Origin of the sequence: Lysinibacillus sphaericus (assembly GCF_002982115.1) — a bacterium.
Taxonomy (GTDB): Bacteria; Bacillota; Bacilli; order Bacillales_A; family Planococcaceae; genus Lysinibacillus; species Lysinibacillus sphaericus.
In genome coordinates this window covers 1,721,696-1,737,580 of record NZ_CP019980.1, presented here as the reverse complement: position 1 = coordinate 1,737,580, position 15,885 = coordinate 1,721,696, and the positions used below count along the sequence as shown (strand labels likewise).

17 protein-coding genes and 1 riboswitch are annotated in these 15,885 nt (G+C 36.1%); of the genes, 2 read left to right on the top strand and 15 right to left on the bottom strand.

Annotated elements, in window-relative coordinates:
* Positions 1-17: 17 nt before the first annotated feature.
* The 15 genes from LS41612_RS08700 to comGA form a co-directional block, all read right to left on the bottom strand.
* On the bottom strand, positions 18-587 hold the full coding sequence (locus LS41612_RS08700) for an FHA domain-containing protein (protein WP_051147702.1): 570 nt from the start codon (positions 585-587) through the stop codon (positions 18-20).
* A 38-nt stretch (positions 588-625) separates the two neighbouring features.
* Positions 626-1,057 (bottom strand): DnaJ domain-containing protein, encoded by a 432-nt coding sequence (locus LS41612_RS08695; RefSeq protein ID WP_024361256.1) that lies wholly within the window; start codon positions 1,055-1,057, stop codon positions 626-628.
* 91 nt (positions 1,058-1,148) lie between these two features.
* A complete protein-coding gene (locus tag LS41612_RS08690) occupies positions 1,149-1,574 on the bottom strand; it encodes a hypothetical protein (RefSeq protein WP_024361257.1) in 426 nt (141 codons plus the stop codon).
* A gap of 242 nt (positions 1,575-1,816) precedes the next feature.
* A complete protein-coding gene (locus tag LS41612_RS08685; RefSeq protein WP_024361258.1) occupies positions 1,817-3,985 on the bottom strand; it encodes a hypothetical protein in 2,169 nt (722 codons plus the stop codon).
* 569 nt (positions 3,986-4,554) lie between these two features.
* Positions 4,555-5,478, bottom strand: coding sequence for a serine/threonine protein kinase (locus LS41612_RS08680; protein WP_024361259.1), 924 nt, complete (start codon positions 5,476-5,478; stop codon positions 4,555-4,557).
* A gap of 255 nt (positions 5,479-5,733) precedes the next feature.
* Positions 5,734-7,197 carry an aminomethyl-transferring glycine dehydrogenase subunit GcvPB gene (gene gcvPB, locus LS41612_RS08675; protein WP_024361260.1) on the bottom strand — a complete coding sequence of 488 codons (1,464 nt, stop codon included), beginning with the start codon at positions 7,195-7,197 and terminating at the stop codon, positions 5,734-5,736.
* Positions 7,190-8,536 (bottom strand): aminomethyl-transferring glycine dehydrogenase subunit GcvPA, encoded by a 1,347-nt coding sequence (gene gcvPA / locus LS41612_RS08670; protein WP_024361261.1) that lies wholly within the window; start codon positions 8,534-8,536, stop codon positions 7,190-7,192. The genes gcvPB and gcvPA overlap by 8 nt, the downstream gene beginning before the upstream one ends.
* A 25-nt stretch (positions 8,537-8,561) precedes the next feature.
* On the bottom strand, positions 8,562-9,665 hold the full coding sequence (gene gcvT, locus LS41612_RS08665; protein WP_024361262.1) for a glycine cleavage system aminomethyltransferase GcvT: 1,104 nt from the start codon (positions 9,663-9,665) through the stop codon (positions 8,562-8,564).
* A 238-nt stretch (positions 9,666-9,903) separates the two neighbouring features.
* A riboswitch (glycine riboswitch) is annotated at positions 9,904-9,996 on the bottom strand.
* A gap of 145 nt (positions 9,997-10,141) precedes the next feature.
* Positions 10,142-10,657, bottom strand: a complete 516-nt coding sequence (locus tag LS41612_RS08660) for a shikimate kinase (protein WP_024361263.1) — start codon at positions 10,655-10,657, stop codon at positions 10,142-10,144.
* A gap of 194 nt (positions 10,658-10,851) precedes the next feature.
* Positions 10,852-11,277, bottom strand: a complete 426-nt coding sequence (comGF, locus tag LS41612_RS08650) for a competence type IV pilus minor pilin ComGF (RefSeq protein WP_024361265.1) — start codon at positions 11,275-11,277, stop codon at positions 10,852-10,854.
* Complete coding sequence (locus tag LS41612_RS08645; protein ID WP_024361266.1) at positions 11,274-11,588, bottom strand: type II secretion system protein; 315 nt, start codon at positions 11,586-11,588, stop codon at positions 11,274-11,276. The genes comGF and LS41612_RS08645 overlap by 4 nt, the downstream gene beginning before the upstream one ends.
* Entirely contained in the window at positions 11,585-12,025 is a 441-nt protein-coding gene (gene comGD, locus LS41612_RS08640) for a competence type IV pilus minor pilin ComGD (protein WP_024361267.1), read from the bottom strand. Before comGD ends, LS41612_RS08645 begins: the two co-directional genes overlap by 4 nt.
* Positions 12,022-12,363 carry a competence type IV pilus major pilin ComGC gene (gene comGC, locus LS41612_RS08635; RefSeq protein ID WP_024361268.1) on the bottom strand — a complete coding sequence of 114 codons (342 nt, stop codon included), beginning with the start codon at positions 12,361-12,363 and terminating at the stop codon, positions 12,022-12,024. The genes comGD and comGC overlap by 4 nt, the downstream gene beginning before the upstream one ends.
* Positions 12,364-12,374: 11 nt before the next feature.
* Positions 12,375-13,457, bottom strand: a complete 1,083-nt coding sequence (gene comGB, locus LS41612_RS08630) for a competence type IV pilus assembly protein ComGB (protein ID WP_227665359.1) — start codon at positions 13,455-13,457, stop codon at positions 12,375-12,377.
* Entirely contained in the window at positions 13,432-14,454 is a 1,023-nt protein-coding gene (comGA, locus tag LS41612_RS08625) for a competence type IV pilus ATPase ComGA (protein ID WP_024361270.1), read from the bottom strand. Before comGA ends, comGB begins: the two co-directional genes overlap by 26 nt.
* Before the next feature lie 324 nt (positions 14,455-14,778).
* Here comGA and LS41612_RS08620 point away from each other — a divergent pair, with 324 nt between their 5' ends.
* Positions 14,779-15,489 (top strand): helix-turn-helix transcriptional regulator, encoded by a 711-nt coding sequence (locus LS41612_RS08620; protein WP_024361271.1) that lies wholly within the window; start codon positions 14,779-14,781, stop codon positions 15,487-15,489.
* A gap of 119 nt (positions 15,490-15,608) precedes the next feature.
* Positions 15,609-15,851: a DUF2626 family protein gene (locus tag LS41612_RS08615; RefSeq protein WP_024361272.1), complete on the top strand. Its 243-nt coding sequence runs from the start codon at positions 15,609-15,611 to the stop codon at positions 15,849-15,851.
* Positions 15,852-15,885: the final 34 nt, after the last annotated feature.

The window sequence follows — 15,885 nt, the reverse complement described above, 5'->3', positions numbered from 1 at the left end:
ACAAATTTAGCAACTTTTTATTTTGCTAAAATTCGTGTATTTGCTATGTATATAATATCGCCACTATTTAAGCGATAAGGATTTTCCTGTTTTAAACTACTTTTTACACGTTTGTGTGCTTTTTTTATACCGACACCATTTACAGAGTCTATGTCTTCTATGTACCACATACCAGATACACAATTTAAAACAGCATGTTCATAATTGATAAGCGATTCATATTCCGTGCCAGTTAAATCAATATCTACCTCTTGTTCACTAGAGCTTTTGCCAATCAACATGGAGGTTTTATCATTTAACAACCATTCTTCTACTTCTGCCCCACGTTCATTGAGCAATACAATTTTCTGAATATTTGTATCTGTATATTCATACATTGTCTCTTTTGCTTCGTATTTAATTAATCCATAAGCAATGATAATTATTGCCAGCATCGACCCAATAATAATTTTCAACAGAAAGTCCTGATTCATCACAAATACATATAAAATAAAAAAGAAGGCGATGATTACGATGATAATATCGATAATTTTTATCATCATTTGTCTATTTGCATTGTACGTGTTTACTTCTACAGTATTTTTCATATTATTCACGATAGCATTCTCCTCCTCGCAAACTTGTTTTATTTATTAAAAAAACGTTCGAATAAATCAGTTGTATCTAAAGGGTTCTTCTTTGCTGTTTTATGCAGTGTGGATGATGTTTCTTTCGTTTTTGGATTAAATCCAAAAAAATGTTCGAAATTTTTCTCAATATCATTCATATTAAATGCTTGTTGATGGGTAGTTGTTTGAGCTTTTGTTTTTGTCGAATGTTCATAACTATGATCACTGTTTTTTGTCGTCCCATTCAGGCGAGCATCGTAGGCCTCTCTAGTAGACGTATCTTTCAATACTTTGTAAGCTTCTTGTACTTCTAAAAAAATTTTTTCGGACTCTTTATTGCCTCCACTTACGTCAGGATGATGCTTTTTAGATAATTTTCTGTATGCAAGCTTAATTTGATCTTGGGTGGCTTGTCTGCTGACACCTAAAGTTTCATAATGATTTTTCACTATTTTTCATCCCCTGTATTAGGATTATTCAAAATTATCTAAGGAACTATATAGTCCCTTAGATAATAGTGTGTTCTATCAAACTTCTACATTAAACAGCATAGCCGCCTTCGATTTTCGCTAAATCTGTTTTATCTTTCTTCTGCTTAATGAATAAGAAGAATTCACCAATACCTTCTGTGTCGCCATATCTTTCTGTATAGTCAACAACAAACGCATTTGGGAAGTGAATTTTTCGTACAACTTGATCAGCTGAGATAACTTCAAGTGTTACTTTACGGTAACAGTCCGACTTTTCAGCAGGTACTAATGACCATAATCCTAATTTCATCGTATCATCTGAATTATCACCATCTGTTGCTGTTAGGATTTTACCCTTTACTTTTAAAGTTGCACCCACATCTGTTGAGCGAGCGTTAGAGTCATTCGGTGTATCTGTTTCATACTCGACAGTCATAATGCTCTCTAATCCTAATTCAATTGCCTCTGAACCTTCTACTTTTAATACAAAACCCATTCTTATTCCCTCCTAATAGTTGTTGAATTCACTCTTTAAATCGTGCTTGATAAAATTGACCATATTTCTAGCTGACTTCATTTCTCGTATCGTTTTGCAAGAACGTAACGAGAAATATGTAAGGATTTTATCAAGCCCGTCATTTGAGTAAATTCATATTTATGTTAAAAGATTTGCTTAAATAACAAATCTTAAACATACGATTTAAACAATCGATGTCCGTAGTTTCTTCATGTTCGGTTTTATGCTTTAACAGCACTTGTCCCTTTAGTAATCGTGACTTCAAGATTTTTAACATTACCGTTAAATACAAGGTCGATTTGACATAAGCTTGTTTTCTCATCAATGATGTAGCCAATATCATCTCCATCATGAATGATCGAGTTTACATGGCCTTTATCATTTAGCCACTTACTTTTTTGACTACTTGGATTATTACTAAAGAAGCGAACGATATTCTCATGCTTAAAGTCACCTGATTGGAATCGTAGAATTCTTTCAATATACGTACTAACTTGAGTTTTGTAGATTGAGTCGAATCCATCTTCTTCCATCGCTAAGCTTCTAGCTTTATATACTGTAATACGTTTAATATCTTTATCCTGCAGTTGTGCATTTTCAGATGAGAATACAAATCCAAAGCTTCTGCTATTAATCGCATCTTTAATATTATTTGTAAATCCAGAAATTTCTTTTGCCATCGTAGTCACAGCACGTAATGAGTTGTCACCTGCTTCAATGTCAAAACGAACCCCCGGATAATTTCTCTTCACGTTTCTAAATGATTCTTTTAAATACTCTGGACATTGATAAGCGGACACAATCCCTGCTGCTACATAGCTTGCGCCTACATATACACCCTCGATCCAAAGTTTTAAAATATCTTCTTTTTCTTTTGATAGTCGCGCACCATTCTCCGTTGTCTGCATTCTTGTATCAATGACAACCCCAGACTTATCTTTCGGAATTATAGTAAAGTTTGGCAAGCAAGGGATTGCAAATTCACTATAATCTTTGCGAACGAGCACCGAACATTTATCGATTAAACGGTCAATACCTGCCGTAGCGATACCATTAAACGTTGTCTCTTCTTCAGCCATAAAATTAAAGAATATTTGGACTTTATAATCTTTAACTGTATCCAGAAGACTAGATAAAGATTCCATCGTGTTGCCTTCCTGCTTTGCAACTTTTTCATTTCCTTTAAATCGAGATCTAGTCACTTTCATCTTTCCAGAAGCTTCAAGTTCAAGTGATGGGACGATTCCATACCATACTGTATCTGTAAAATCATTTTTCGAGTTGACAGTATTTAAATACGTACGCAATCTTGGCAAATTATTACTTTTAACAAGCATATCTAGTTTTGTATTTGTAACTAATAGCGAAGGTTGCATCCCTTTATTTTTAGTTGCATATTGGTCAAAGTACATTTTTACTCCGAGTAGCTTTTCAACTAATGGCTTTACTGTCTTTACAAATTCATCCTTAGCATCCTTATAGAATTCTAGGTATGTATTGTAATTTTGTACTTCTGTTTCAACATCAAAATCCGCTTTCACTGATGGTAAAGGGGAAAATGTTCTTACGACTAAATCTTTTACATAAGAAGATGGAGATTCTGTGATTGCTTCATAGTCTTCTTCGAAAACAGTACTTAAACCATAATTACTGTTTTCTTCAATAACCATCAGCTCTGATGAATTCGTTTGAGGTGCTTCAATAATTTTTAATTCACCTGTGTCCCCAATAGTAAGTGTTCCAATTTGTAACTTTTCGGACTCATTTTCCTCCTGATTAGCACCTAGTAAAAGTCTCGTTTTTATATCTTCAATTGCTAATGGCAACATGGCCATAACATTGTTATAGTTTCTGCTGGCAACCTCAAACATAAGATTTAACTTATCTCCAGTATCTAGCTTCTTCGGATCACCATCGTCTAATTTGTCATATTCACCATACAAGTAATGAATTTCTTTTCTTACTTGGCGTATATCATCCATTACTTTTTTAGGAGAAATCATGTCTAATAGATTTTCAAATTTAAAATCTACATTCGTAATTCCTTGGCTTCGTTTCGTATCAATAAGGGTGAAAAGCATTTTCAAAAAATCATTATTCTGATCAATTGCGATTTCAGAAATGCAATCGTCTTGAATGCCTTCAGGTTTTTTTAGCGTATACATTACTTTTTGATTGGCAGCATTGTAGAATGAATAAACTGTTGGAGAGAATTTATCTAAAAATTCATCGAAGCTTTTTACAAGTAGATATTGATTTATTTCTTTGATTTTCTCATCGCTTAGACTATCAATTCCTTTAACATCCCCAACAAGTGTAATTAAATCTAACTTTTCCGGATTAATTTCCTCAAAGAGCATCGTTCTGTTTGTTTGATTAATAATCTCCATTTTTTCGGCTGTAATGTACAGCCATCCCTCCCTTAATAATGGATTAAATAAGCATAGTCATTAGTGAAGTCATTAAAAATCTTTAAAAATTCCTATTTAAAACTTTTTAGTTATTTTATGTAAATAATTAGGCGTTAGAATCCCTTTTATTTTAGATTTTTAATGCATCATCAAGCATAGTTTAAATTCGTATATGGTATAGATAATCTATAGTACCTGATGTTTAAAATATGTACTGTCTACTTCACTGATGAGTAAAATGGCTTCACTAAAATTCCGTTAAATGAACCCTTCACTAATAACAATTTGTATCACAAAGTAACTATACAATATCTTATTTTATTGTCAATATTTGCATTGGTACTTTTTTCTATTAATGTACTGTTATTAGTAATTTTTAACCAAAAGAAAAAAAGCACAATCTAAACGTAGTAAATTGCAAAAAAACGCTGATATATCAATAAAAAAACAGCCTATGGATTCATTATAGAAATTCCAAAAGCTGTTTTATATTTATAATTATGTAAATAAAAAATGATTAATAAGGATTAAAATTGATACCCATGTGGCTATTTATTATTATATCGCGCTAAGTAATTTTGCATTTTTTGTTTAAATTTCTCAATTAATATAGCCATTTCCACCCATTTCAGTGAGGAGCACCGTTTTTGGGGCTCTACTATTAGGCACCACTTAATGATTCTCGCCATTACTATACTCACATTTTTATTATAGTTCCTTATATTCACCAGCTGGTCATCATTCACCCTTTGCGAAATATCTAGTGGCACAATATTTGTCATTGAATAGTATATAGTAGCAGCTAGGCTAAAAATATCTGTATAGATTCCTTGTTCAGATTGATTTGAGTACTGCTCGATTGGTGAATATCCTGCAGTTGTATATATAGTAGGATTAATAGTTGTTTCATAGTAAATTGCCGAGCCAAAGTCGAGTAAACGAGGACTGCCTTCCTTATCAATAATAATGTTATTAGGTTTTATATCTCGATGAATAATTCCTTTGTTGTGTAAATGACAAAGTGCATCTATTATTGGAAGAAATATTGTATCAAATAATTGAACCCTAGTATTTAATTGATAATCTAATAAATATTTATCCATTGGCGTCCCTTTATGAAGTGTCATAACAATATAGACTGAATTATTCTCCTCAAAGTGTGTCACATATTCTACAATATTTTTATGATTTACTTGTTCCAATATCTGTGCTTCATGAATAAAATTGTCCTTCAGTTCCTCAAACTGTTGTTTTTTAGATGGCGAGCGATAAATAATCGTCTTATTATCTAAATCCCGTAAAGCTATTTCACTGGGGAAAAATTCCTTTATCACCCGATGCTCGCCAGTTTGCACTTGTTCGGTAAGATATACAATAGACAATTTACTTGTGGATAGAATTTCTTTTATTATATATGTATCTTTTAGTGTTGTATGAACTGATAAACAACACTCCGAATGAATAGCAATCATTATTTCCGCCCATCCTTTACTATATTTTTTAATAAAAAGACAAGAGTTAATTACAATTAAATGTATTTATTCAATTTTATTACTATATTAACTAACTATAATATCAGTGTTTATTGAAAATGTCTGCTATGTTTTCTATTTTACGAAACGAAATAATAGGAAGGATATTGTCATTCTAATGATTTCCAGCAATTCGCACTTTTACACTAAAAAACTGCCCGACCAGTTACAATACTAGTCGAGCAGTTTTTGTTTTTATGCTTTTTGATAACGAAGCACTGGTGTACGGGCAGCGCGTGTTTCGTCTAGGCGAGATACGACTGTTGTATGTGGCGCTTCTTGTACGATCGATGGGTTTTCTTCTGCTTCTTTGGCGATTTGAATCATAATGTCGCAGAAAGCATCTAATGTTTCTTTTGATTCTGTTTCTGTAGGCTCAATCATTAACGCTTCTTCCACATTGAGTGGGAAGTACGTTGTTGGTGGATGGTAGCCGAAGTCTAACAGACGTTTTGCGATATCTAATGTACGAACGCCCAGTTTCTTTTGACGACGACCAGATAATACAAATTCATGCTTGCAATGACGGTTATATGGTAGGTCGTAGAATGGCTCTAGGCGACGCATCATATAGTTTGCATTGAGTACAGCATATTCTGTAACAGCTTTTAAGCCATCAGGACCCATCGTACGAATATACGTATAAGCACGTACGTTAATGCCGAAGTTGCCATAGTAAGGTTTTACGCGACCGATAGATTGTGGACGCTCATAATCGAAGTGGTATGCGCCATCTTCTGTTCTGACAAGTACTGGTTTTGGTAGGAATGGGATTAAATCAGCCTTTACGCCTACTGGACCTGAACCTGGACCACCGCCACCGTGTGGACCTGTAAATGTTTTGTGTAAGTTTAAATGTACACAGTCAAAGCCCATATCGCCAGGACGTGCTTTACTCATTACGGCATTTAAGTTAGCGCCATCGTAGTATACTTTCCCGCCAACTTCATGAATAAGCTCTGCCATTTCGATAATATTTTCTTCAAATAAACCTAGTGTATTTGGGTTTGTTAACATTAATGCCGCTGTGTCTGGCCCTACTACTTTACGTAAATCCTCGATATCGACTAAGCCGTTTTCATCAGATTTAACTGTAATTGTTTCAAAGCCTGCAACTGTTGCTGATGCTGGATTTGTACCGTGTGCAGAGTCAGGAACGATGACTTTATTACGATGTCCTTCGCCGTTTGCTTCATGGAAGGCACGAATCATCATTAATGCTGTCCATTCACCATGCGCACCTGCTGCTGGTTGTAATGTGACTTCATCCATCCCTGTAATTTCGACTAAAGACGTTTGCAGTTCATAAAGAAGTTCCATTGCACCTTGAACAGTAGATTCATCTTGTAATGGGTGTACATTAGCAAAGCCAGATAGACGTGCCACTGACTCATTGATTTTTGGATTGTACTTCATCGTACATGAACCAAGTGGATAGAAACCAGAGTCTACACCGTGGTTACGACGAGATAGTGCTGTATAATGACGCATAATATCAAGCTCAGAAACTTCTGGTAACTCCGCCGCTTCTTCACGAATACAGTTTGCAGGAAGTAAATCCGCAAGATCGATTTCTGGTACATCTAACGCTTCTAAGCTATACCCTACGCGACCTTCTTTTGTAATTTCAAAAATGAGTGATTGATTTTCGTTATGCATTGAGAGCCCCCATTTCTGCAACAAGTGCATCAATTTCTTCCTTCGTGCGTAATTCTGTGACAGCGATTAGTACATGTTGCTTCAGTGAATCGTATGTTTGACCTAATGGATAACCGCCGATAATGCCTTTTTCAAGTAAGCCTTTGTTGATTTCTTTCACGCATTTATTTGTTTTTACAACGATTTCGTTAAAGTGTGCACCTTGGAATGCCACTGTAAAGCCTGCCGCTTCAAAAGCATTTTTTGCGTAGCGTGTTTTCGCAATATTTTGCATGGCCATTTCGCGTACGCCTTGCTTGCCTAAAGCAGTCATAGCAACAGATGCTGCTAGAGCTAACAGCGCTTGGTTTGAACAAATATTCGATGTTGCTTTGTCGCGACGAATATGCTGCTCACGCGCTTGTAGTGTTAACACATAACCACGACGACCTTCACCATCTACTGTTTCCCCAACAAGACGACCAGGCACTTTACGCATTAATTTTGTTGTGACAGCGAAGAATCCACAGTGTGGACCGCCGAAGCTTTCCGCAATACCAAATACTTGTGCATCGCCAACGCAAATATCGGCACCAAGCTTACCTGGTGGTGTTAAAATTCCTAGTGCAAGTGGGTTAGATGATACAACAAATAAACTTTTCGCATCATGTGCAATATCTCCGATAACTTGTAAATCTTCTACTTGACCGAAGAAGTTTGGATATTGTGCAATAACAGCCGCTGTATTTTCATCAATCAGCTCTTTTAAAGCTTCTACATCTGTGACACCATCTTTATGAGGAATTGTGACGATGTCGATTGATTGACCGTATGCATATGTAGCAACGACATCACGATATTCAGGGTGAACCGTTTCAGATACTAAAATTTTCTTACGACGTGTATGACCTGCTGCTAGCATCCCTGCTTCTGCCAGTGCTGTTCCGCCGTCATACATAGAAGAGTTGGCAAGATCCATGCCTGTAAGCTCCGCAATCATTGTTTGGAATTCAAAAATAGCTTGTAATTCCCCTTGTGAAATTTCAGGTTGGTACGGAGTATAAGCTGTATAAAATTCTGAACGAGAAATGACATGGTCCACGATAATCGGTTTATAGTGATTGTAGACACCTGCACCTAAAAATGATACGTTCGCATTTGTATCTTTATTTTTTGCAGCGAGTGCTGATAACTCTTTTAAAAGTGCTGATTCTGATTTTGCTTCTTTAATATCATAAAGGCCTTTGAAACGTACTTTTTCAGGAATATCCTCGAATAACTCATCGACTGACGATACACCAACTACGTCTAACATGTCTTGTTTGTCTTGCTCCGTCATTGGTAAATAACGATGTTTCATAAATGTAGGTCCCTCTTTTCAAATTTTATTTTGAACGCTTGTAAAACGGTGTTTCAACTGTTACTACCTTTAAGTGCTTACCACGAATTTCGATTTCCAATTCTGTTCCGATAGTTGCGAATTGGCTGTCAATTAAGGCGTTACCAACATTACGTTTTGAAGAAGGCAACTGCGTACCTGTTGTCACTTCACCGATTTCTTGACCATCCTTGAACACTTTGTAACCATGACGTGGAATCCCTTTATCAATCATTTCAATGCCGACAATTTTACGCGCTAAACCATTCTCTTTTTGAGCTACTAACGCATCATGCCCAATGAAGTCATCTTTATTCAATTTCACAGCAAAGCCAATGCCCGCTTCAAGTGGTGAAATTGTAGCAGAAAGTTCCTGCCCATAAAGTGGCAGACCCGCTTCAAAGCGCAATGTATCACGGCAACCTAAGCCTGCTGGCACAACGCCTTTGTCTTTTCCTGCCTCTAAAATAATATCCCAAAGAGCTTTAATATCCGCTGGAGCACCGTATAACTCAAAACCATCTTCACCCGTGTAACCACTGCGAGATACTAACGCTTTATGTCCTGCAATGTCAACATCCTCTTGGAAGCGGAAATATTTAATCGCACTTAAATCCGTAGCCGTTAATGATTGAAGAAGCTCTTCAGCAAGTGGTCCTTGTAAAGCGATTTGTGCAAAAGCTTCCGATTGATTGTCGATTGTGACATCATACTGATGTTGATTTTCCATCATCCAATCAAAGTCTTTTTCAATATTGGCTGCGTTGACACATAGTAAATAATGATTATCTGCAAGTTTGTAAGTTAATAAATCATCGACAACGCCACCATCTTCATAGCACATTGCATTGTATTGCGCTTGACCAGTAGCAATTTTAGCGATGTCATTGGACAAAAGATTTTGTAAAAACGCTAGTGCATCTGGACCCGTTACTAAAATTTCGCCCATATGAGACACATCAAATAAGCCTGCACGATTACGCACTGCATCATGTTCTTCTTTAATAGAAGTAAATTGTACTGGCAATTCCCATCCACCGAAGTCAATTGTTTTACCACCATACTTTGCGTATTCGTCAAATAGAGGTGTACGTTTTAATTCATTCGTCATTACTATTGCCTCCTTATTGTTTGTATCATTTTACTGGTAGTAGTTCGTCTGCTTTTTTGACATTTCAAGCGCATACGCCGTAACAATGTCTAGACATAAAAAAAGACAGACGAACCCCTTTTCGGGATTCTCTGTCCTTGCACCTGAAAGTTACACCAATCTAACTCGCATTGCGAAAATGCCAATCAGTAGGCTTTCCCCTTTGGTGGCTGTTGTATTACAGCTCTCTCCAGAGTTGCGTCTTGTACGAGTCCTTTTACCTGAGAGATTCATAGCCCTTTGCTACTTGCTCCTTCGGTGGCGTCTACACGCGCTCTCCCCGTACAATCATCCGCCCAAGAATGATCTTGGTACTATTTAGTATTCAATGTACAAAAAGTTATCTTATTAGTCTATATCCTAACATTGATTGCATTGAAAAGGCAAACATTTTTTAATTTAACTTAAAAGACGAATATTACAGTCATATAAATCAATCATCGTTCGCTTTTTAATCTTTTTACTTGAAATACTAAATACTCTAGAATATGCCGAATCGTTCTACCTTCTGTCAGCACTTGAATATGGCCTGCATCGCGATAAAACTTTCTTCTGTAATGATACAGCTCCTCTAACTCTTCCTTGGTTGAGCTTTGTACTATTGGTCGATTTGGATCATGCTGTATTCGTTTATAAATATCTTCGAATGTCGCATCTAAAAAGAATACAAGTCCACTGCGTCTCATAATTTTACGGTTTTCCCCATTTATAGCCACACCGCCACCTGTAGAGATAATACATGCCTCGTCGCGGAAATTTTTCAAAAATTCCGTTTCTATTTCGCGAAAACGAGCCTCTCCATACTTCTCAAAAATTTGTGGAATCGTCATTCCCTGCTGTCTGACAATTTCATGATCCATATCATAGTAGGGTAATTTTAATAAATAGCTTAACCGTCTACCTAACGCACTCTTCCCGCAGCCCATAAAGCCCACTAAATATATTTTTCGCATTCGAATCACCTTCTTACTACGATTCTACACTGTCTGACAAAATTTGTCCTAATAAATTTATCGTAGCTCGAACATTCATCTTTTCTAACCCATCATATGTTCGAAACTGAATCTCATAAGACATGCAATACGTAAGAACAAAAGTAGTTACAAAAAATAATAATGCAATTGCGATTAAAAAAACAGCCCCTCTGTCATTTTTCAATAATTGGTACAAAATAGGTCCGCTCCTTCTTTAAACCGCTTGGAAATTCGACAGCGATTGTCAGTTCATTGCCACTCAATTGAAACTGGCAATTGTTTATACCCACAAGCATCGGGACATGACCACCATTCACTCTTTGTCGAATCATATTGTGATAGCAGTCAAAATACTGCCATGTATTGGCTGTTTGAAGCATGATCGTTCTTTGATTTTGCCTTACGGATAAGGAAGTAGCATTGGCCAAATTAGTAGTCATTTCGAAAACAAATAACTCCCATTTTGAATGTTCATCCGTCATGATAGAAGTTTTTATTGTAAGAGCCCACAGAATAATGAAGATGAAAACATGGCAAACGAGCACAAAGACGACCATTTGAATCAGCGCTTCCAATAAAGTATATCCTTTGTTGTTCATCGAATTTCACCTGCTAATTCAATACACTTTTGACGTAGTTCTCTTGTATTTTGAAATGTGACACATATTTTCTGTCCATCAAATAGCCAATGATACTCTACATCGTCAATCGTTTTTACTCCTGCGACTTGCTGGAAATAACGATATTGCTTTAACCCTTCATAAGCCGTTTCGGCAGCGGCAACTTCAAGCTTTTGATGATAGAGGGTTGTTTTCATTGTGTAGCTAATCGGAATTAACGTCGAGCATAACAGCATTACAATAACAACAGAAACAATTGTTTCAACAAAGGAGTAGCCCATTTCATTCATTCGACCCTCATTCTCCCTCGCCCTAGCGTTATGACTACTTTTTTAAGCCCTTGAGGTGTATGAAAATAAAGTGTCCCTGGCGTCATCATATTACCGATAAAGTTAAAGCGCACTGTATAAACGTTTGTCCCTTCTGTCAATAGTTCTACCCCTTTTGGAAAGGGGCGAGTATATTCTGTTGTAAAAAAATCTTTTTTAATACTGTAACGTTGTAAGTGTGGCTCAAATTTTATAAATATATAATCCTTGTGGTGCATACTATACGTTTGCAAATAGTGAAGGTCTAATTGCATTTGCATAAAAAAACGTTCCACTTCTTTTGCTTCAGCTACTTTCACTGATAATTTTGTTACAATGGCAGTTAATGACATTACTATAAATAACACCATGACCATTTCAAGTAGCGTATAGCCTCGTTCATTTTTAATGTGATTCATTGTCCATCAACCTCTGCTGTAGAGGATTGTTTTGCTAATTGCACTTCTCCTTTAGTGGTAATCACGATTTTTTCCTTATTTGGGCAAGTCGTTCCCTGCTCTTTTAAATATCCCTTTGCCACCAAATCGTCTAATGAAGGATACTCCATAAAATCTATCCGATAAGCCTCGACTTGTCCTTGCACCATCGAGATATATGCAGCACATCCTTTTTCATCAATCGTCGCAAAATGTTTTGTAACATTAGGAATTGTAATAAGTATTAAAATGGAAATAATCAACAGAACAATTAACATTTCAATTAAAGTAAATCCTGCTTCTTGTTGTATATGTTTCATGATAGGTCCTCCTATATAAGTTCAATCATGTGATAAATCGGTAACAATAAACTGACATAGGCCGCAACAATACATAAAGCAATAAAAACAAAAAACGTTGGTTGTACAAATGCAAGCAATCTTTGCAACAGGAGTTCTTGTTTTTCTAACAATAATTCACTATACAATACTAATTCCTTCCCTAAGTAACCGCTTTGCTCCCCATGCTCTACAAACGTAGCGAAATCATTTTGCCACACTGGAAGTAAAGTAACTGCCTGTGTTAAGGTATCACCAAAAGTAACCCTTTCCTTTATGCGACTAGCTAAAAAGCGTACATTCGGTTGGTACCGTTGTCGCTCTAAAATCTGCAAGCTTGCTTGTAAGGAAAAACCACTGTGCAGCAAGCTACCCAAATAAGCAGCAAATTGTTTTGTCATGGTTAAGCGAAAATAGCTATTCACAAAAGGTATTTTCAACATTATTTGGAGCTGTCTAGCAACCGATAACCTTTTTAGCATACGCTGAAAAATGATGCTACCTAAAGTCAAAACAAAAAGGACTACGATAAATACGTCTGGAACATGTAATAATAATTTAGATACGGCAATAGACGACTGTTCCTCTGTTCCATAATCGTTGCGACTTGTCACCATTGCTTCAATATTAGGAAAGAAAAACGTACGAAATAACAGGAACAACAACAGTAAAAATACAATCAATACTACTGGATACAAAAGTAACTTCATTAATTTTTTCTTAGTCTCTTGGCTCAAAGTCATTTGCTTGGCCACACCACCTAATGCTTCAACCATATGTCCATTATGTTCAGCAATTGAAATGGCTACCAAATAATGCTTGGCTAATTGTAAAGTGTCAAATACGCCAATTACACCTTTTCCTTGTTTAAGTGCTTCATCTACAAATTGTTGAACCTCCTCATAGTTTTTCACATGGTGTGGCAGCAGCATCGACACCGCTTGAGCAAACAAATAGCCTTCCTGTATTAAGACACTTAAACGCCTAATAAATTGTGCTTGTTCTTTTAGTCGCCACTTTGTTGTTCTTTTATAATCCAGTTGTAGTTTGTCAATAAACGCTCTGAGCTGCAGCATATTGTTGCCTCATAATTTCTTCTTTTTGACCAGCCAACGTTAGACGATAAGGCATTGCATAATGCGATTTTTGTATCAAAGCTTGAATGGCATGATCAAGGTGGCTATCACATAGTATTTCAAATAATGCTCGTCTTTCCTCTTGCTGTTGCGGAAGGTGTAATAACATTTGTGCCACAATAGCAATTACTGTTTGACGAAGCTCTTCTGGTGACACCCCTAAATCTAAAAGCCGATAGAGACAACTTACTGAATCCTTCGCGTGAATAGTAGACAACACTAAATGACCTGTAAGAGCTGCCTCGATAGCAATTTTAGCTGTTTCTTGATCGCGTATTTCACCGATCATAATCACGTCTGGCGAATGCCGCAAAATCGCTTTTAAGCCCGCCGCATAAGTAATGCCCGCTCGTTCATTTACTTGAATTTGAAGAAGATTGACTTGTTTATTTTCTACAGGATCTTCTAATGAAATAACATGGCGTTGAAGCTCGCTAGAACAATGGTGTATTAAAGAGTACAAAGACGTTGTTTTACCAGTGCCTGTTGCCCCGCAAAACAATAAAATGCCTTGTTGATTGTCTACTAGCTTGGTTAACTTATCAGCTGCACATTTGGAATAGCTTAAGGATGTAAGTGGAAATGCGTGGTTTTGAAGAAGAAGCCGTATAATAAGGCTTTCTTTTAAATAAGCAGAAGGAAGTGTGGAAACGCGTAAAGCAAAACGATTTTGCTCCACTATTTTCTGAAAAGAGCCGCTTTGTGGTTTACGCCGCTCACTAATATCTAATGCTGCTAAAAATTTATAATAGGACACGATGCGCTCGGCGAGTTCAGTGGGGAGCTCTCCTGCTGTCAGTAACTTATCATATTTTCGAAAATAGATTATATACCGATTTTCTTGCGGTATGAGTAATAAATCCGAAGCACCAAAATGATAGGCTTTCACTAAAAGATGCTCACTCTTTTGTTCTACAACAGATTCAAAAGTTTGCATAATTACCCCTTCTTTCTAGTTCATTCGAATATGACCGCTCTATTCGTTATTTCCTAGTATAAAGAGGAACACGTTACGAGAAAAGCCCTTTTTCTAAAATAAAAATTTGATGGATATTTCACTAGCAAACGCAGATTTTTCTAAAAATATTGTGGATAACATACAAATTTTCACAAATTATGAACAAAACATATGAAAAAGATAATATTTAAGCCTAAAGAATCTGTATCTTTTCCAATAATGCAATATAATAGAATCAGCATGATTTTTTTCCTAACTTTTCATTAACAGCAATTTTTCAAATAATACAATGAGGTGATGTAAATGATCCATCCATTAAAAATTACTAGTACTTTAGCCGACGAAACGAGGTACTCCATTTATGAGTATATTTTAAAAGAGAAAAAAACGGTAACAGTACAAAATATTGCTGATAAATTCAGCATTCATCCAAATGTTGCACGCCTTCACTTAACCAAGCTCTCAGAAATTAATATTATTACAGCAGATTTCGCAAAAACTGGTAAAGGTGGACGACCTGGTCGTGTTTATAAGGCATCAGAAAAAGGTGTTTCACTAACATTCCCTAGACGTGATGAAGAGCGCTTATTAAAATGGACGATCCAATTAGTACAAGAGTTAGGACCATCTGCTTTAATTAAATGTCAGGAAATTAGTTATCAAGATGGCTATCAACAAATGAGAAATTATGTAAATGCTGAATTAAAACTTAATAACATGCTATCCTTCGAACAAAAGCTTCAGCTATTAACAGACAATGCTGCATTAATTGGCTATACTCCACAAATACAGCAAACGGAAAAAGGGAAAAAAGTTATTTTCTCCATTTTTAATTGCCCATTCCAAGAGCAGCTTAATACCCACTCGGACATCGTTTGTACTTTACACGAATCTTACTTAAAAGGACAATTAAATGCATTATTTTCTAGTAATGAATTTATCCAAATCGAAAGCATGGTACATAACTGCGATTTATGCAAATATGAAATTAACGTGACAGAAATCGATAGCTAATTTGTAAAATCCATTTGTTTGTCACAAAGAAGCAGAAGTTCCAGTTTACAGACACCTTTCATATCATTTATAATGAGTAAGAGATTATTGTGTCGTGGGCAAAAGGAGGGGAAATCTTCATGGATAATATGTATAAAGTTATGGCATTCTGGACAGGTATTTTTGCAGTTATGTTCTACCTTGGTGGTATGAACGAGGTATCGCTATTATTCGTAGGTAATACAGGTTTATTCTTATTATTAGGCTTCTTGAACCTTTCAGAACGTATGTACATGTACATTTTCGGAGCATATTTAACTGTATTCTTCGCTGGCTTCACGTACTATACAACATTCATTCACGTACCTGGTGGCGGTCATTAATACAAAAAATCGCGTGTCTCAAAATCTTGAGACA